This is a genomic window from Glutamicibacter bergerei, from assembly GCF_054495185.1.
The window spans coordinates 1,562,039-1,581,102 of record NZ_CM137131.1; the positions used below are offsets into that span (position 1 = coordinate 1,562,039).

Genomic DNA, 19,064 nt, shown 5'->3' on the forward strand with positions numbered 1-19,064 from the left:
TTTTTAAACGGCTAGAAATCTACCAATTCTCTATTTACTTAAAGTGAATTTTCGGTGATAGTTAAGCCAACTCGGGAGTGGGATCCCAAGAGGGGTAAAACTTGGGGAATCACATCAGGGGCTCGTTGGTCCGTTAGCGACTCGCGCTGGGACCATTTCTTTGGGGAGAAATAAGATGCCACGCAGGAGAGGTGTGCCCGGATCACCGGGCGCCAAAGTCGGCTCAATTGTTGTAGCCGCAACCATGGTGTTTTCGGGGGCGATGATAGGTGTCCCGGCAGCAGTCGCGGCACCGCCGCCAGGTCAGGATTTCAACGTCTCCCAAGGAGATCTTGAATTCATCATCAAACAGATTGAGATTTCTGAGGCTCACGCTGAAGATTCGGTCGCAGACCCAGCTTCGTCGCCACTATGTAAGTCGACGTCCACCTTTGATATTCCAAAACAAACTCACTTTGACCTTGACGGGGATCCATGTGTCGGATCGCCGCTTTTGCCATTTGGGTTGCGCACAGTCGACGGGCGGTGGAACAACCTCATGCCTGGCCAAGATGGATACGGCACAGCGCAAGAAGTTTTCCCTCGTCTCCTCGACGCGGAATATCAGGACGCGGAAGCCACACCACCGCGCGCACCAGGTAATGACACCGATCAGCCAGGATCACAGACAAGTTATTCGCAGACCGAAGGATTCGTCTACGATTCTGAACCACGCATCATCAGTAACCTGATTGTTGATCAGACTGTGGCCAACGACGCTGCAGGCGCGGTTGCTGAGCGGGTTGAAGGAGCTGGTCTGGAAGGTTTCGGTGAAGCTTCTAGGTTATCCGGACCGACTTCGGTGGCAACCTCTGCAGCTATAAGTGCAGCGAATTTTCCGGAAAATGTTGACACTGTGATCATTGCTCGGGTGAACTACTTTACTGATGCGTTGACCGTTAGCGCGTTAGCTAAGTCGCTTGGCGCCCCGGTTCTATTGGTTGATACAAATAGTATTCCTGATGTTTCAGCTACTGAGCTCACCAGACTAAGCCCGGAGCGAATCATCATTGCTGGTGGCGCTTTGGCTATTAGTGAATCCGTGAAGGCTGAATTGGAGTCCTATGCACCTGCTGGAGTTACTCGAATTGCGGGCGCAAGTTCCTATGACACAGCCGTCGAAATCAGCAAGTATTCACATCCAGATCCAGTGAGTGATTCGCCGGTTGGCACTGTATTTATCGCAACGGGGCAAAGTTTTAAGGATGCTCTAGCTGTTGCATCGCCAGCAGCACGCGATAATTCGCCGGTATTATTAGTTACTCGCGATTCCATTCCTTCGGTTGTTCTTGCGGAGATACAACGTTTGAATCCGGACAAAGTTGTGATTATCGGAGGTCATCTTGCAGTATCGACATCTGTCCAGGAGACCCTAGCGGGTTCGTGGACGACTGAACGCATTGGTGGTGCAGGTTCTGTCGAAACAGCTGCGCTCGTCTCGGAAGCTTTCTTCGTTCCGCCCGTTCCAGTCGCGTATCTGACTACTAGTTCGAATTTTCCCGATGCTTTGTCAATTGCGTCGGTAGCTGGCTCCAATGGGGGGCCGATTCTGTTGGTTCCGCGTGATGGAGCGCTCCCGGATGTTGTGAAAGCGGAACTTACCCGCTTGCAGCCATCAAAGATTGTTATCCTCGGTGGAAATGCGGCAGTTGGCCCAACACTTGATGGGCTAGTTGCCCCAATGATTCCTGGTTCAAACTATACGATCCCGGATATCGCCACGGATGAAGGACTCTCGGCTTCGGCCACGAGTCTGTTCACCATCTTTGGCCAGTTCTTTGATCACGGGTTGGATCTGGTCTCCAAGGGCGGCAACGGAACCGTAGTGGTTCCGCTGCAGCCAGATGATCCGCTATACGTAGATGGTGCTCGAACGAACTTCCTGACGCTGACTCGTGCCACCATCGACGACACTGGTGGACAGCGCGAGCACGTCAACCGGACTACCCCCTTCGTGGACCAGAACCAGACCTATGGTTCCCACGCTTCACACAACGCATTCATGCGTGAATATGTTCTGAATGCTGCCGGCTCGCCGGTTCCAACCGGAAAGATTCTCAACGGTGAGGGTGGCGAAGGGCTTCCAACCTGGAAGAATGTGAAGGATCAGGCTCGTGACATCTTGGGTATTGCGATGGACGACTTTGATGTCCTGGATGTTCCGTTGATTGCCACTGATCCTTATGGTGGATTGATCCTCAGCGGCAACGGCCAAGCACAGCTAGCCTTTGCAGATGGGTTGCAGCCAGGCGATCGCACCACACCACTTTCAACCGAAGGCTCGCTCACGGCTAACGCATCATTCCTTGATGATATTGCCCATGGCGCAACACCGCTCTTGGTTGATAATCCAGTTGACCCGGATGGTCCGCAGATCCCGGGCTACGACAACGTTGCCTTGGAAAACCACTACATCACCGGTGACGGTCGCGGTAATGAGAATATCGGGCTGACTTCCATCCACCACGTGTTCCACTCTGAACACAACCGGGTGACAGCGCAGATCAAGGATGAACTGGAAACAAATCTGCCAGCGTCATTGCTGGAACGTTTCCAAAAGGATGGGTTCTGGGATTACGGTGAGCGTCTGTACCAAGCAGGTCGCTTCATCACCGAAATGCAGTACCAGCACCTGGTGTTCGAGGAATTCGCCCGGCGTATCCAGCCGGCTATTGACCCAGTTGTTCTCAATGAGAACTCCTACCAGCCAAATGTGAATTCATCGATCAACGCCGAGTTCGCGCACGCGGTGTACCGCTTCGGCCACTCCATGCTGCGTGAGACGGTTCCCCGCGAACACAACGGAGTGATTGTTGAAACTCCGTTGCTGGATGCGTTCTTGAATCCAACGGCCTTCGCCACGGCGCCAGATGGCACCGCGTTGAGCGCCGATGAATCAGCAGGCGGCATCTTGAAGGGCCTGGCCAATCAAACGGCTAACGGCATCGACGAGTTTGTCACCGACACGCTGCGCAACAAGTTGCTGGGTCTGCCACTGGATCTGCCAACTATCAACCTTGCCCGGGCAAGGGATACCGGCGTTCCTTCAATGCAGACCGCTCGCGAGACGTTCTTCAACGAATCCGGTGACCCGCAGCTTGAACCATATGACAGTTGGGAAGATTTCCGGCTATCGATGAAGAACCCTGAATCGATCAGCAACTTCTTGGCTGCCTACTCCACCCACGAGTCGGTTACCGCAGCTGACACGCTTGTTGCCAAGCGTGAAGCAGGCACCGCATTGGCCGCAGACGCAGCCTATATGGCACTTCCTGCAGCAGAGACCGGTGTCAACGATATCGACCTGTGGATGGGTGGACTGGCGGAGAAGCCTTACCTCTTTGGCGGCATGCTCGGTTCAACGTTCAACTACGTGTTCGAGCATCAGCTCGAAGACCTGCAAAACGGTGACAGGTTCTACTACCTGACCCGTAACCTGGGAAATACTCTCTTCCACTCGTTGGAAGCGAACTCACTTTCCCAGCTGGTTATCCGCAACACCAGTGCCGACAAGGTGCCGCATGATGTTTTCGCTGCTCCGCAGCTGACATTCAACATGACTGACACCCAAGCTAATCTCAACGCCGCCGGGTTGACCGGTTCGGCAGCAGAGGGCTGGCGGTTCAACGGAGCGGAGCACATTGTTGTCCAGGACACCGATGAGGCAAGTAGCATCCGCGGCGGACTAGGCGATGATTCCATCTGGGGCCGTGGCGGTAATGACCGGATTGAAGGTGATGATGGTATTGACTCGCTGATGGGTGGCGACGGAGATGACATCGTGACCGACCTCTTCGGTGATGGAGACAGATTGCAGGGTGAAGCCGGCAACGACGTGCTCAGCCCCGGGCCTGGCTTCAACGACCTGACCTTCGGCGGTTCCGGAATTGACTATATGCTCGGCGGTCAAGATCGGGTCACCGCACACGCTGGCCTGGGAGATGACTTCCTGCTCGGTTCCACCGGTCCGGATGTACTCTACGGCGATGAAGGCAACGACTGGCTGGAAGGCCTAGGCGGTGCCGACCTCGTCCAGGGCGACATGGGCAACACGATGTTCAATGATCCAAACCTCTACCACGGTGGTCACGACGTGCTGATCGGCAACGGCGGCAATAATGACCTCGACGCAGAGGGCGGAGACGACATCATGGTGGCAGGCCCGGGTACCGACAGGTACTCAGGTGTCCTCGGATTCGACTGGGTGACCCACAAGGATCACACCACACCGGTCAACGCCGATATGGGATTCATTGTCGGAATGCCACAGGATCTGACCTCCATCAGAGACAGGTTCCTGCAAACCGAGGCAACCAGTGGCTGGAACGGCGATGACATCCTCCGCGGTTCACAAGGCGGCATCGACCTCACCTTCGACCCGGCTGGCGGAGCCATCGGCTACGGACACGATCTGACCCAGGCTCACCTGGATCGCATCGATAACTTGCGTGAGTTGCTTGGCGGCGGAGAAATCCCAGAATACGCCCGGCCATTCCTGCAAGATGATCCGGTCAGCTATGACGGGGACTTCAACAACAACATTCTGGTAGGCGGCTTGGGTTCGGACTTGATTGAACCTCGCGACGGACGAAACTTCGTTGACGGCGATGCCTGGCTCAATGTTCGCCTTGAATACCGTCCAGAAGGCGGTGCAGTTGAATCGCAAGAGTCAATGCGTGCCTTCAACACCCGGATGCTCAACGGCACCATCAACCCAACCGAGCTGCATGTGGTTCGCGAAGTTCTCCAACTGGATAACGAAGCGGACAACATCGACACGGTGGTCTTTGAAGGTATCGAAGCTGACTACACGGTCACCGAGCTGGAGGCCAACGTAGTGAAGGTAGTGAACACCCTCGAAGGTGAAGAGATGGCTAACGTGCTGCGCAACATTGAACGCATTCAGTTCAATGACACCGTGCTCTGTTTGCCGCTAAGCACCGAGGCGACCTGCGGTCAGGCGGCCGGTGAAGTTCTGCTTACCCACGCTGATCCAATCACTGAAAACGGGGAAGTCACCACCGATGCCAGTGGAGTCACGGATGTCGACGGTATTGAATCGGGTCTGACCTTCTCACTGCAGTCCTTCGTGGAAGCCGGAACCGATCCGTTCTCCGACACCTGGGTCACCACCCAGACCAACGAGTCCGGAACCTTCACCCTCACCGACGCCGAGGTTGGCGCACCGGTACGGGTCCAGGTGACCTACATTGACGGCAACGGCACTCACGAACAAATCGCCTCGGCAGGAACCGAAGCGGTGGCCAACGTGAATGACGCTCCGGTCGGCCCGGTTATTGCTCCTCAGGCAGCTTCGGTTGGAGATGTCTTGCATATCACCACCCAGATGTCTGACGCAGATGGTGCCGAGTCGGTACTCGAAGAGCCCGGTGGCGTTTACATCTGGCAGCAGAGTGAAGACGGTGACACCTGGAGCGATATCGAAGGTGCATCCGGTGACGGTTCGAATATGACCAGCTTTACGGTGAGTACCGGACAGCAAAATCAATTCGTCCGCTTGTCAATCGGCTACACCGATGACCTGGGAACAGAAGAGGTCGCGTACTCCAACGCGACGGATCTGATCCCTAGCCCGGCAAACCCGGCTCCGGACCCAGTTCCGGCCGAGTAACTAGGCAGCAACAGGGCGCCGCCTGCAATGATTATTCATTGCAGGCGGCGCCCTCTTTTGTGTTCAGTGAGCCTACTTGAGGCTCAGGTTTCCATACGCAGTCAGATATGGCTGCAGCATCTGGCCCTTAGGCGCACCCAAGCGAAGTACCGCTTGAGCGTCGCCAGAGCGCAGGCGTACGCTCAGGTCCAGTGGCTCTTTAGCGGCAATGGTGGTTCGGATATCGCTGGGGATGCTAAATGACGCACTTCCATTGCTCAACGCCGAGGGGTCTATAACTACTCGGCTTTCAAGGGACGAGGTTCCCCGGGGCTCGATAAGAAGCTGCAGTGAATCAAAGTCCAGCTGCTGTTCTTCCCAGCCCACCGTGAGCTCTATGGCTCCACCTCTGAGGAAACGCATGGCTTCGAGTACCGGTTTGATCTCGGTTAGCATTTCGCGCAGCAACTGGCGCTCCCTAGCGTTGGCTAAGGCGTGCTGCCAGCGGTTGAAGGTTGACTCATTGTTGAAATTGACTGCGCGGGTAAATCCTTCATAGGAAATACTGGAAGCCAAATTTGAATCATGCACAAGTCGAGTGATGATCTCCGAGGCTGCATTCTTATCCAGGTATGGAACCAGATATCCCGAAACGCCATGCTCAATCACATCACGCGGGCCGAAATCGACGTCGTAAGCCACCGCGACACAACCGTGTGCCTGAGCTTCCAAAATTGCCAATGATTGCCCCTCATAGCTGCTGCAGAGCAATAGGACATTAGCGTGTTGTAGATGTTCGGATACAGAAGAAACGTGACCTAAGAACTTGACGGTTGTTTCTAGGCCCAAGTTTTGCACGTGTTTTTCTAGTTCTTCGCGCTCGGGGCCGTCTCCGATAATGTCCAATGTGACACCTTCGGCAGACCTGGACACTAAATCGACGATGTCAATAACATCTTTTACTCGTTTGCCCCCGGCGAGCCGTCCCACGTAGACGACTTTTTTGCTATTTCGTTTTTCGTACGGCGGATACGATGTGGGACCCTCAGTCGGATTACTAATGACGAAGCTGTCAGCATCGTCGCCGAAACGTTGAGTGAATGCATCCCGCTGTGATTTGGTCAGAAAGACTAGACCATCCCAGTCGTGGCGTTGATCGATCACAGGAGCGTGAGACGTTGACAATTGTCCAGTAAGTGTATTTTCCCCAGCCTTAATATGTGTGCTGTGAAAAGCAAAGAGCTTCACGGAGCCAGGGTGCTTCCAGGAGCTCAAGAAACCGGCGGAATACTTGCTATCTACAATCAGATTGGTGTCAACGTTGCCCACGATTACTGACAGCCAGTGTCGGTAAAGCTTCGCAGCCGAAGTGAATTCTGCGACGGGTCGATTTTCTGAACCCAACAGCTGTAAAACTCGGCGTGTTTTAGTCGCATTTTTAACTTGTGGGAGTGTGCAGTCGATTAAATATATGCTCCCATCGCGGCGATAATACTCACGGCGACGTAAGGCTGAATTATCATCGACTAAATAATCGCGCGACAAGAGAGTTTGGTCATCTGAGCGATAAGTTTCTTCAGGCACTCCCCATTGCGGCCCGTCTAGTTTGGTCGCGTTGAGGGTTCCAGGCGGAGTCTCGGGCAAGTTCTGGTCGTAATACTCGTGAAGATTGATAATTGGAACGTCAGCGTGCAGCTTACCTGAGGCGACCAGGGTATTCCGAGTGGCAACGAAGTCCTGATTCAGCGCAAAGCTGACAACCGCGGTAGGAACACCCTGCTCATGGAAAATATTGGCTCGCCTTAGACACATGGCAGTCATTCCGCCGAATATTTCTTCTACTGTCCACGTCACCATCAGCGTGGTTAAGGCGTTTGGTAGCAGGTTAGCGGGCTCACTGAACAGCGGGGTTACCGAATTGGAATGATTTTCCAAGCTCATCATAGCTACTTTCACGGATGGTTAATTATTGGTCGCTGCGAATAAGTCTAGCCAAAAATATTGGACTGAAAATTCATTAGTTCTAAGCCGTGTCTAGCCCGGACAAACGAGCCTGTCCGGGCTAGGAATGAATGCAGGTATTATTCTTGAACAATGCAAGGACTAACAGGTCAACGACGGATTTGCGCAGTCTGTGCGATTTTTTCTGAACTTGATTTTTGGGCGCTAGCAACTAGGTCACGACACGGCTATTTTGACAACTCCGGTTGGAGCCGAAGCCCAATGGATTTGCCCCGAACCACCTGGGTTGGAGCACTCGTAGCCGCCCATTTCACTGAGTCGAGGCGGCAGTTGATCCCAATCTGGTAGGTGCCCGGAAGTAAAGATACCTTGGTTGGTTCGGAAACCGTGATGGAACCTAGTTTTTGGGTGGCGCCGCCTAGACCGCCTCCGCCGGAATTCACCTCATCGTCGCTTGACGCGAAACCTTCGCATCTGGACTCGGCTGGCAAGGAGTCATCCTGGATACTGATGACGATTTCCCCGTGGTTTGAATTGCCTGGTTTTTTCGATTCACTGGCCGGTGGAACCGACTGTGAACCGGGAGTTGTAGCTACAGGCGGCAACGCAGTGACGGAAGTTGGCTGTTCGGACTCAGCATCCGCGGCGCTTGTAATCGTGGATTTCGTGCTTGACGTCTCGGCCGGTTCCGGCGCGGTATTTGTAGTACACGAGGCTGTAGATATGCACAGTCCAACTAGCCCAATGGCAGCGAGTGCTTTTCTCCCCAAATGAAAATTTCCCATATTTGAAGTATCTCAATAAACCCAGGCAATGAACATCAAATACCGGTATCGGCGTAAAACTTTGATCAGTTAGCAGGAGAATTCTCTCAAGAAGTTTTGCAATGGCTTAAGCCCGTGCCAAACTCTGAAATTAGTCAGCAACAAAGATGCCAAATCCTATCGATGTCTGCCTTGCTCGCCAATGAAAATCGGCACGTGTGGGTCACCCTGAGTGGCTGCTCGTTCAAGGGAAAGGTTCTGGAGCCTAAGTTGTTTTCATATGCCGATGACCTGATGGAGTGTACTGATTCTTCACTATGCAGACTTGAATCCAGAGTGTTGCTACATAGGAAGTGAATCCGGGAAAATACTTCTATTTCGGTCAATCCTGTGGTGGCGTCTGATCTGAAGAGATTAAATACGGGGTCATCTATTGACCGCGTGGGCGGTGATTGTTTCAGGTGTGATCTAGATTACTTTTTAGATTCAGCATATTCTTGAACTCAACAATGAATTCGTCTTTGGGGGGACTGGATTTTTGTGATTAGACGTCATCATGTGACCTATTTATTGCCCAGGCGCCGAGCGAGACAGCGTCGGCGATCGCTGACGGTCTGGACTACTTCGGTAGTCTCTGCCATCGGACTAACGGGCGCGCTAGCTTGGCCGATCCTCGCGCAACCCGTTGAGCTCAGATCCGGCGTGCTGCCGACCATGCTTGGCTCGGTGGAGAACAGTACCTTTGAATATTATCCTGTTGTAGTCAGCGAGTTCGCACCGCTGGCGGTCTTTGGCGGATCGGGTAAGGCACTAGCTATCGATGGGCGTCCAGAAAATATGCCACTGGTCGTCTGGGACTTAGACGGTGAACAAGCTGCGGATGCCCAACAAATTACCAATGACCTCAAGTCGCCACGGAATTCAAATGCGCCAGCTGAACGGGCATTGCTTGTCGGGTCGGTCGCTTCTAAGGGGCAGCTACCCGGTGCGTTGCAATTGATGCACCCGGTGACCACGCGGCGAATTTCAAGCCCATACGGGTGGCGAGCCAATCCAACCGGTGCCGGCAACCAGATTCATATTGGTCAGGACTACCCCATAGTCTGTGGCTCACCGGTCTATGCCAGTGAAGCTGGCACTATTTCGGTATCCCGTTGGGCCGGGCATTCGGGAATGCGGGTGACCATAGACCATGGGCACAACGTGCAAACCGGTTACAGCCACAACTCAAAACTTCTCGTAACGGTTGGCCAACGCGTTCGTCAAGGTGAGGTAATCGCCTTGTCCGGAACTACTGGGAACTCGACGGGATGTCACGTGCACTTTGAAGTGTTGATCAGTGGACGCTGGCACGACCCACGCTTGTACTTGCCAACCAACCCAGGCCAGCGCCGGGCATTGATTGACTCTTCGAAGCTGACCGTGGATGCAGACAGCGCGCCGAAGGGAAAAGAAAATAGCACCCCGAAAGAAGATAAGCGTCAGAGCAAAGACTCGCAGAAGGAAAAGAATCCAGACGTGATCGTGCCGAAAGATGATACGCCTGTGGTCCCAGCTCCTGAACCGGAGAAAAAGCCAAAGCCCAGGACGTCACCCACGCCAGAACCTACGGAATCTGAATCTGTTGCTCCGTCAAAATCACCGTCAGCGAGCCCAACAACCAAACCTGAGCCGTCAAAGTCGCCTTCAGACAAGCCAACAAAAAAGCCCACGCCTTCGCCGAGCGAGACGAAGGAACCGACTCCAAGCCAGCAGCCAAGTGAATCTTCATCACCGACTAACCGGCCGAGCAAGTCACCGGACGTGACGCAAACACCGAAAGCGACTCCTACTTCCAGTGTTTCACCCACACTAAAGCCCAAGGAGAAGGAACCAAACGTAGAATCGCCGAAACCGACCGCGAAACCCTTAGAAAGCGTTCAGCCGAGCGTAGCTCTACCGCGTAGCGAGAGTCCTAAAGCGACAAAGGAACCTCGGGTTATGCCAAGCGAAACAGCAGCGTTACCAACGCTAGAGGGTCCAACGGTTCGCGCTACGCAGCTACCTGAAGAATCAAACAGACCGAATTCTTCGGCCAGCCAGATTGACGCGGAGTCAAAGAAGCAATCGAATTAAACGTGGTTTTTGGCGGTCTTTGGCACGGGGTTTTTCAGACGAACTTTCACCTAGCTCTGATTCCTCGCGGCACGCCGGACATTGACCCTTATTCGATTGTCTTGTGCGAGCCCACATGGTGGATCAAGAGGATTCTGAACCGCAAAAATCTCCTGCCAGATCGTTTCTCATCCTTAGCTTGGAGTATGGGAAGACTCCTTGTGCCTTCTCCAGCGGGTACCTAGCGTTAACAATGTTAGAAACCACCGAGCAAGGGAGGACACCATGTCTGAGCAAGATGCCAATAAGCAATTCGGGAATTTTGACAATGCCGACAACCAAGATAGGAAGCAGCCCGGCAACCGAGGGGACTCCAACGCTTCAGAGAACATCGGCAGGCCGACCGACATCCAGCAGTCTTATGGCGCAGAAGAATCAAACAGCGAAAACCTTCCTTCGAATGACGCAGACGAGTCGGAAATGTCTGAAGGTGCCACCGACATTCAGCAGTCATACGGCGATGACGATATGACTAGTGATCGCGCAATCCAAGAGAGCAACGACTCCTAGAAGCTGAGAGCCGTTCGTTCCCGTGGGGGACACCAAAATTTGATAGCAGGAGCCCTCAACTTCTTAGAAGCTGAGGGCTCCTAGCTTTACCTCCTATGCAGCCCGAAATCTTTGGAGATATTCAGGAGCAGCAATAAAATTTCTGGGTGGGCGCATTCAGTCCGCAGGTGCGTCGAATTTTCCGGGCAATCTAATAAATCATCGGTCGTATCCGGTCGACGCTAGAAGTACCACTCTGCGTGCCTGCATCAAGCCAACCTCGATGAAACATTAACGCACCGTTCGGTTTAGGCGTTGAGGTTGGACAGGACAGTTTCCACAGTTCAGCGGCCGCTTATTTTCCTGGGTTGCTGCGGTTAATCCGGATTGGACCGCGAACACGGTCGGCTTCTACTGGTTTGCCTTTTTGAGTGGCTATGACCTCGCCTTGGGCGGCCATTTCTGCCGTTATTTGGCGCACGTGGTTCATATAACCGCGCCAGGAATTTTCTGGTCCGCACACTATGCGTGCCACCTCGCTGGGACAGATGGAAGTGCCGGACCTTTTGCTCAACAAGGCCCGGATGGCCGCTGCCGTCCGGTCGCTTAGTGCTTTGGGCTCGGGATCCTCCCACCAGGGCTGGCCGCGTTCTCCCAGTGCAACCTTTGCGTCATTCACCCTTTTCCTGGCGTCGGCCTTGCCTTCCTTCACCGCACGGCGAGCGGACATCAGTTCGTCGACCAGTTCCTGGCGAAGCTTCGGGGGAATTGAGGGATTGGAAGCCCTCCATTTCCTCCCTTTGATGATGAGGTAATGTCCGTCGGGTGTGGTCTCAGGTGCATTCTCTTCCGGTGTCATCAGCTTCCCCATGTTCAGTGGTTTGGTTGCTTCAAAGATCTGATTCTGGCTGTGCTCCATAGTGCTTGCCAGCCGTGCCGGCACCTTGCGATGCAACTTTTAGCAATCGGGTTGCCAGTTGTCCTCGGAACCTTGGGCAAGCCCGGAGGCTGTTCAACGTATGGCAGATCCAGGTGCAGACCATGGCGGGGGAGCCGCCCACTTCCAGTGAACCGCCGATTACATCCGCGCTCCGCCCGCTAATGGCGGGCGGGTAACTGCTGTTTTCACAGACTTATCACGGTAAATTCACTCCGCGAAGCCTGAGCCATTGCTTGACCACAGCCGGCATTTCTACCATGCAGGAACCGTTGCTGTCACGGCCAACCTAGGCCCAGAATAACCCTGAGATGAAGCATAAAATCCGCATCCCATGCTCAGTGATGCTGTATGGCCACGCACTGGGAATCGTCTTACAGATCACCTGCGAATAAAGCCCGCCTCCAGTGCGTGTATCGGCCGGTGGTCCCCAAGGGGATCACCGGCCGATACACGGACAATAGCTATTTAGCTCTGGTTTTTATATTCGTCGATGCTGCCTTGAGCTTCGTGCTGAAGATGCTCAGTCTCACTGGAAGCCTCGGATTTGACTCGTTCCATGGACTGCTGGGATGAGTCTTTGAGCTCTTCGGCTGCTGTAGCCACTGGCTCTTTCATATCCTGAGCAATTTGTTTAGCCGTCTCGGTGAGCTCGGTGGCCAGCGGTTCAACTTTGTCCTTGGCCTTCCCAACAAGTTCCTCCTCTGCACGAGTCGAGGGAATCATGGAGGACGCCAGCAGGCCAGCACCGAAAGCAATCAATCCTGCGGCGAGCGGATTGCCCCGGGTCTGATCAGCCACCTTATGCGGCGCATCATGAACTGCTTCTGGGGTTTCGTGCCCCAGATGCTGGGTACGCTCACTCATCTCTTCGCCCCTTCCCATCACTGATTCCTTGACCTTGGTCACGGAGTTCTTGAATTTCTCGCTCTGCCGATGGGCAATGCGAGTAGGACTTGCCTTGTCGACAATGGCGTCAACGTCATTGCGCAGGCCTTCTCGCGTCTGGGCAATGTCTGCCCTGAGTTCGTCTGCATCCTTGCTCATGGGGTTTCCTCTTTCGGAGTAAAAGCTGAAGGGATTTTCTTTACTGTGCCAGCGGTCTGAGGCAGGCCTTTGACCTCTTTGATCTTTTTGCGTCCTACGGCGGCCAGGATTCCTGCGATGATCGCCCAGATTGCCGCGATGATCAATGCCGCCCAACCGTAACCAAGCCACTGTCCTAGACCGACCCAGGCTGCCAAGGAGAGGAAGAGCAACACGAAGTGCGCGGCGATCCCTGCTCCGGCAAACATTCCTGCACCTTGGCCAGCGTTGGTTGCTGATTCTTTCAGCTCGGTTTTCGCAAGCTCTATCTCTTGCCGGACCAGAACCGAAACATTCTGCGTCAGGTCGCTGAAGAGCTCACCCAGCGAGTGCTGCTCCTCGTTTCGCGGATTCCCCGGTTCGAAGTCTGAAGGCGAATGTGTCATCGGTTCCTCCTACTTGTACTCTTCGGAGCGTGGATCCGCAGGGGGATATGAACGCAGTGGATCGACCACAACGGTTTCATCCGGGACCCGCGACTGCAGTGGCACTGGGTCAGTGTGCGGAGTGGCCGATTGAGTCAAATGCTCGTCAGCCACTACCGGCGATCCGGCAGCGGGTTCAGTATCCCGCGGTACTCGTGAGCCGTTCGCTGACGCGGTTTCCTTGCCGCCGTCATCCTGCTTCGAAGTGCCGGCATTGCGCGTGATCCGTCCTGCGAGGAGACCTGCACCCAGGGCGATACCCAGGAAAGCTCCGGGACGCTTGCGCGCAAACTGCTTGACCTCGTCGACTAAGTCGCCGGGGTCTCGTTGATCAAGCCAGTCGGCAATCTGACCACTATGATGGGAGGCTTGGTCAACGAGGGTAGCTGCGGTGCCCGAAGCCTGTGACTGATCGAGCATGGAGCGGAACTCATCGCTGATGTCACGCAGATTCGTAGCGACTTTCTGCTGCTGAAGTGAGGCCTGCTCACGCAGATCAGAGCTGAGTTCGCCAAGCAGGTCCGCTGCTTGCTCTTTGGCCTGTTCTCCAAGCAGAGACGCTTCATGCTTAGCGGTGTCCAGGACCTCCGTTGCGGCGTGCTGTCCTTCCTGAGCAAGGTCCTTAGCCGTTTCAGCTGTCTTGCTGGTAGTGGACTGCGATGTCGAATCCTCGCGGTGCAGATCATCAGTGAAGTCCACATGTTCCGGGAGGAACTGATCGTTGCGCAGGTTGGGTGCGGCAGGTGGGAGAGTTTCTCGCCCAGTTGCCGGCTCCGGCAAATTCGGTGAGGGGCTGGAGCTTGGAAATTGGTCGTTGCTCATTTCGTGCCTTCCACTAGAGTCTGAACTTGTCCCTTACGTGAGCAAGATTAGAGACCTCCGAGAATTGCGACGGAAATTCTTCGAAATCATAAGGATTCTTTCAGCTTGGTGGACTGGGACACGTTGACCAGTGATCTGGTCATCGGGCGCAGCCGGTTCATATCTGAACACGATTAAAATTTCCACGAATGGCAAACGGTACAACTTCGCAACCGGACGAGGTACTACTTCGTTCGCAATGCCGAGCTGATCCAGTGGGGTCAAAGGGATTTTGGCTTTGGTCATCCCATTTCATCGAGCATGTATTTGAGTAGGCGCTACTCTGGCCGGGATCAAAATTTAGTCCGACGCCTGTTTGGTGAGTCTTGGTTTCCGGCAGCTGGAGAATGGTGCAATTGGATCGGGTGCCAAGCGGCAGGGAACTAGACGGAGAATTGCAGGAGCCCCCTCGCATTTCTGCGACGGGGCTCCTGCAAGCGGTCTGAACGCGAACCACTATCCAGCAAGAAGGCGGTGTGCGCTTTTTGAACGTCCCCACGTTCTTCGGTCAACCGCCGAACCTAGCTCTCAGGCTAAGCCCCACACAAACAAAATTTCTTCCTTTTCAGGGTTTGGATAGTTTTCAAGTCGACAAGAGGCAACGTGTCGGAGGCACATTATGAAAGCACCGCAACGAGCCACAGATTATAAATCTCTGCAGAAATCCAGATAGTTTTCACCCGACTTCTCTTGCACGATACAGACACATCGGGACAGCGTTTTCGGCTCTGGTGGTTGCGGCAGAAACAGGCTGCGTGCTGCCTCGGTCACGCGATGGATTTCTTGGACTGAAACCATGCAGGGCATGAGCCAGTTAAAGCAACGCCTATGCATCGCTGTACTCACCGGCGGCGTAGTAGCGGAGCTGTCCCGAAACGCGATGCAAGAGCCGTATTTGACAGTTATTTCTCCTTATTCTCTGGCCTCGGGCTTGTTCCAGTTCGCTTCCTTATCTTCTTCTGCTTCCTCGTGTTGCAGCTCTGCGGAAATACGCAGTTCCTCGCCTTGTTGGATATCTTTCTCTTCCTTGGCAACCTGTTTCTCGCTTGCCTTGATGTCACGAGGTGGCAGCTGGATTGAGCTTTCCGCGGCTATGCCTGATTGCAGCTGGCGAACGCGTTCGAGCTCGGCATCGAACACCACACCGAAAAGAAGCGAGAGGTTTCCAATCCAAATCCACAACAGCAACACGATCACACCGCCAATGGCGCCGTAGGTCTTGTTGTAGTTTGAAAAATTCGATACGTAGAAGAAGAATCCCAGGGTTGCTAGCCCTAAGATCACCAAGGAGATGGCCGAGCCGAGGCTGAGCCACCGGAATTTGGGCTGCCGGACATTTGGTGTGCCGTAGTAGAGCAAGGCAATCATGAATATCGCGGCCAGAAGGATTACCGGCCACTTGGCGATATTCCAGACCATGATCGCGGTGTCCCCGAGGCCGATAAGATCGCCGAGAGTACGGGCCAAAGGACCCGAGACAGCCAGCAGCACCGCTACGGCCGCCGCGCACAGGAGCAGGGCCAGGGTGATCAGCAGCATTATTGGTTTCAGTTTGTAGGCTGGCCGGCCTTCTTGCACGTCGTAGATCTGGTTGATTGAGCGGCCAAAGGCCCCCACATAGCCGGACGCGCTCCATAGCGCGCCTAACAGGCCAACAGCAAGGGCGAGTCCGGCGGACGGAGCAGAAGCGAGTTGCTCAATAGGCTGCTTCAACGTCTCGACTACCTGATCGCTGGCGAACTGCTCAAGAATGCCGACAATGTTGCGCGTCGTCGCTTCTGCCTGCCCCGCAATTCCGAGCAGGGAGACCATCGCCAGGAGCGCAGGGAAGATGGAGAGCATTGCGAAGTAGGTCAGCGAGGCGGCAAGGTCCGTGCACTTGTTGCGCGAGAACTCGCTGATTGATCTTTTAAAGGCATATTTCCATGAGCTGCCATGCAGTTGCGTCGGGGAATCCGGCTTGGTTTCGTCTTCCGGTTCCGGGGCAACTAGATACTTGCGGCGGGTATCGGTGGCGGTGCCGTCCTCGGTCTGGAGCCGGCTTTCAGCGGGATTTCCTTCTGCCGAATGTGATCTGGACATTCCAAAACCTCCGCAACGTCGTTGCTAGTCAAATTTTAAGCATTCAATCAGAAGCAATCGACCCAGATCAACGGCTTAGATAGTTTACTCAGGTAGTGCGGAAGCGTTCGCTGACGGCCACCGGCTAAGAATCGCTTACGAATTCACCTTCGCTGGCTTCGAGCACAGCTGGTTTCGACTTGGTGAGTGGTTTTACTGGTTCTTGTCCGACGCGATGGAACTGATTCAATCACGGTATCGCATATCCCAGGACTCGCTGCAGTTTCACGATAGAAGGCCGTCTCGTGGGGAATTGCTAGAGCTTCATTCCATGGCGTGACAGTGCGCGTCAGGATTTCGAAGGTAGCTGGTCCGCAGACGGAGATTCCAGTGGATTGCTCTTCCTTCCGGGCGAATGTGCGAACAAGCTGGCCGAAAATTGCCTCAGCCTGCGAATGGATACAAACCACGTGGTGTTCTCGCCTTGAATCGCATCAGTTCCTTACTGCAGGCCGCCGGGAAATTTTCCCCTGCACGTGAGGTCTGCATCACGTTGTTTCGTGTCCGTGTTCCTTGAGACTTGCCCAGAAATTCCCATTCTGCGTCACTCCAGGATGCGCGCCATGTGATTCAGCAAGGAATATTTCCGGGCGCTTCTGTCGAATCTTGTGGGATTGCTGAGTAAACTTCTGCGGTCTTGACCTATAGGTATTACTGGCGAGTAAAGTATGAAATCCGCAGAACTATTGGACAACCAGGAGTTCATGGTGAACACTCCCCGTAAAGACATTCATCTGTCTCTCTCAGATGACCAGTATGATGACCTGACCAGCGCACTGGAAGCCCACCGCGACTCCATGCAGCAGTTCGCCAAGGAGTCAGTACTCGGTTTCGGATTAGATTCCACGTATTGGTCTCACCGCGTCACAGAAGTCCAAGATCTACTGGAAGCCGTCCGCCGGCTAGCAGCAGGAGAAAGCCCCGACGCGGTCAAGCAAGACCTTCAGCACCAATCGCACGAGCACCCCCAGCAGTAGCCCGGCATTCGTCATCAGACTCAGTGCGTTTGCTACACAGGAAAGGTTTCTTTTAGCTGCCCTTGAAAGGCTGGTACAGGGATCAAGGGTTCAAGCGTTGCCCTTGGCGCAACGTAGCCACCACGGCATTAAATGCAGGGATCGGATGCGCCACCGCGCAGGAATCCCAATACTTCACTCGGAAAGTCACTGACCCTCGATTTTGCGTGCGAACAAACAGCTCGTGGATCTGGTCCGTATCCTTTTCCAGATCGACTAACTGCAGTGCGGGGTTCGGCATGGAAACATGCAAGAAGTTGAGCTCATCGGTCCCAGCGTCGAGCATGGCAACCAGCACCGAACGACCGTGCATGGACACCAAGCCCATGACGTCGTTGACAGATTCGGTTGGAACCGTCATGATAACTGGCATTCCCTGTACCCAGCCGTAGGCGGCGAGGTGGTTGCGTCCTTCACGTGATCCAAGCAGTTCGGTCACGCGTTCGGCCGTTCGAGTACGTACAAGACGTCCTGGCATTGGTACTACCTCCACTATAGTTCTTGAATTTTCCGAGTGATCCCCATCAGCTTGGAACAAGACGCAACGCAGACTGGCGGCCCATCGTTGCGGTTCTCTAGTGTGCTTCCAGCTTAAAAGATTAGAAGCAGCAAAGCCAGCAATAAAGATGAATGGTAAGAAAATTTCACGTCAACACCTCGGCATCTGCTATTTCTCGGGTTCAAGTTGCCTGAATACGGCACACTTGGGTCGAATAGATCCGAGTAAAACTCCAGTCCCATCAGCCAAATTCCCGGAACTCCACGTTGATTATCATGAGCGCCGAAATATCCTGGAATTGAGATGGATGATCGGGCCTGAAAGCGTGCATTTATGGGAGCGGGCAATCACTTAGTGTGTGCCGGGTGCCGGAGTGGCATTTGCATCGCTGTTGTCGCTGCGAACATAGAGAGGTATTTGGTGGATGGCGGCGCTATGCGCCCAGAAAGCGACGCGGAACGGCATAAGCCTGTTATTGCTGTGCCTGACACAGAGCTCGGCGAGCGTAGTCCCAGACGGCAGAGGCGGGACTCTGGTGAAAATAGGGCTGGGAACAGTGACATGCCATAGCTGCAGTTCATCGTTGGGTGCATCGGTAAGCACCAAGAGTACGGCCCGCCCATGGATGGAAATAAAGCCCATCACGTCTTCCACCATCTCGGCACCTTGCGCAAAGACTACCGGCATCCCTGAGACCCATCCATATGCCGCGAGATGCCTTTGAGCTATGGGGCAGTGCAGCAGTTCATTGAGGCGTTGGATCGCATGCGTGTGCAGTTCAGGGGTGTTCATATCTTCCTCCGTTGACAGCAGCTGTTCGAAAGCTGCTCGACCACGAGCTTCCTGAATCTTTATTCAGGCGCATTCCCCGGGTTTCGCATTGGGCGCTCGGTGATCATCGTGGAGTGATCTTCTGAGGATATCTTCCTTGCCGGAGCTTATAAAGTCTCCAGCACCTCCGAATTTGCTGGAGGAATTATCAGCAACGAAGCCGGATTTCATAAAAGGACTGATCAGCCTAAAAATCTCCTTCTTATTTGATGCGCTGGATGTGCTGGACATCTCCATGCCGCGAGCCTTCTAACGCGATGAGATCTTCA

The 19,064-nt window shown here is 54.2% G+C and carries 13 protein-coding genes; 5 read left to right on the forward strand and 8 right to left on the reverse strand.

Annotated elements, in window-relative coordinates:
* The first annotated feature begins 193 nt into the window (after nucleotides 1-193).
* Entirely contained in the window at nucleotides 194-5,671 is a 5,478-nt protein-coding gene (locus ACX5K5_RS07100; protein ID WP_459175318.1) for a peroxidase family protein, read from the forward strand.
* Nucleotides 5,672-5,743: 72 nt separating this feature from the next.
* Here ACX5K5_RS07100 and ACX5K5_RS07105 read toward each other — a convergent pair whose 3' ends face one another.
* Entirely contained in the window at nucleotides 5,744-7,594 is a 1,851-nt protein-coding gene (locus tag ACX5K5_RS07105; RefSeq protein ID WP_459175319.1) for a glycosyltransferase, read from the reverse strand.
* 1,340 nt (nucleotides 7,595-8,934) lie between these two features.
* Here ACX5K5_RS07105 and ACX5K5_RS07110 point away from each other — a divergent pair.
* The gene (locus ACX5K5_RS07110; protein ID WP_459175320.1) at nucleotides 8,935-10,491 is read left to right on the forward strand and encodes a M23 family metallopeptidase; all 1,557 of its coding nucleotides are present in this window, start codon (nucleotides 8,935-8,937) and stop codon (nucleotides 10,489-10,491) included.
* Between the two features lie 264 nt (nucleotides 10,492-10,755).
* Nucleotides 10,756-11,040 carry a hypothetical protein gene (locus ACX5K5_RS07115; RefSeq protein ID WP_459175321.1) on the forward strand — a complete coding sequence of 95 codons (285 nt, stop codon included), beginning with the start codon at nucleotides 10,756-10,758 and terminating at the stop codon, nucleotides 11,038-11,040.
* Between the two features lie 334 nt (nucleotides 11,041-11,374).
* On the opposite strand, the gene ACX5K5_RS07120 is transcribed toward ACX5K5_RS07115, so the two are convergent.
* From ACX5K5_RS07120 to ACX5K5_RS07140, 5 genes are all read right to left on the reverse strand, one after another.
* Nucleotides 11,375-11,938: a DUF3253 domain-containing protein gene (locus ACX5K5_RS07120; RefSeq protein WP_459175322.1), complete on the reverse strand. Its 564-nt coding sequence runs from the start codon at nucleotides 11,936-11,938 to the stop codon at nucleotides 11,375-11,377.
* Nucleotides 11,939-12,424: 486 nt separating this feature from the next.
* A complete protein-coding gene (locus tag ACX5K5_RS07125) occupies nucleotides 12,425-13,003 on the reverse strand; it encodes a DUF3618 domain-containing protein (protein WP_459175323.1) in 579 nt (192 codons plus the stop codon).
* The gene (locus ACX5K5_RS07130) at nucleotides 13,000-13,428 is read right to left on the reverse strand and encodes a phage holin family protein (RefSeq protein ID WP_459175324.1); all 429 of its coding nucleotides are present in this window, start codon (nucleotides 13,426-13,428) and stop codon (nucleotides 13,000-13,002) included. Before ACX5K5_RS07130 ends, ACX5K5_RS07125 begins: the two co-directional genes overlap by 4 nt.
* A 9-nt stretch (nucleotides 13,429-13,437) precedes the next feature.
* Nucleotides 13,438-14,289: a hypothetical protein gene (locus tag ACX5K5_RS07135; RefSeq protein WP_459175325.1), complete on the reverse strand. Its 852-nt coding sequence runs from the start codon at nucleotides 14,287-14,289 to the stop codon at nucleotides 13,438-13,440.
* 951 nt (nucleotides 14,290-15,240) lie between these two features.
* Nucleotides 15,241-16,410 (reverse strand): YihY/virulence factor BrkB family protein, encoded by a 1,170-nt coding sequence (locus ACX5K5_RS07140; protein ID WP_459175326.1) that lies wholly within the window; start codon nucleotides 16,408-16,410, stop codon nucleotides 15,241-15,243.
* A gap of 707 nt (nucleotides 16,411-17,117) precedes the next feature.
* On the opposite strand from ACX5K5_RS07140, the gene ACX5K5_RS07145 reads away from it, so the two are divergent.
* Nucleotides 17,118-17,426, forward strand: a complete 309-nt coding sequence (locus ACX5K5_RS07145) for a hypothetical protein (protein ID WP_459175327.1) — start codon at nucleotides 17,118-17,120, stop codon at nucleotides 17,424-17,426.
* 82 nt (nucleotides 17,427-17,508) lie between these two features.
* On the opposite strand, the gene ACX5K5_RS07150 is transcribed toward ACX5K5_RS07145, so the two are convergent.
* Nucleotides 17,509-17,943, reverse strand: a complete 435-nt coding sequence (locus tag ACX5K5_RS07150; protein ID WP_459175328.1) for a hypothetical protein — start codon at nucleotides 17,941-17,943, stop codon at nucleotides 17,509-17,511.
* Between the two features lie 372 nt (nucleotides 17,944-18,315).
* Complete coding sequence (locus ACX5K5_RS07155) at nucleotides 18,316-18,756, reverse strand: hypothetical protein (RefSeq protein ID WP_443449925.1); 441 nt, start codon at nucleotides 18,754-18,756, stop codon at nucleotides 18,316-18,318.
* Nucleotides 18,757-18,892: 136 nt separating this feature from the next.
* Here ACX5K5_RS07155 and ACX5K5_RS07160 point away from each other — a divergent pair, with 136 nt between their 5' ends.
* Entirely contained in the window at nucleotides 18,893-19,048 is a 156-nt protein-coding gene (locus tag ACX5K5_RS07160) for a hypothetical protein (RefSeq protein ID WP_188685437.1), read from the forward strand.
* Nucleotides 19,049-19,064: the final 16 nt, after the last annotated feature.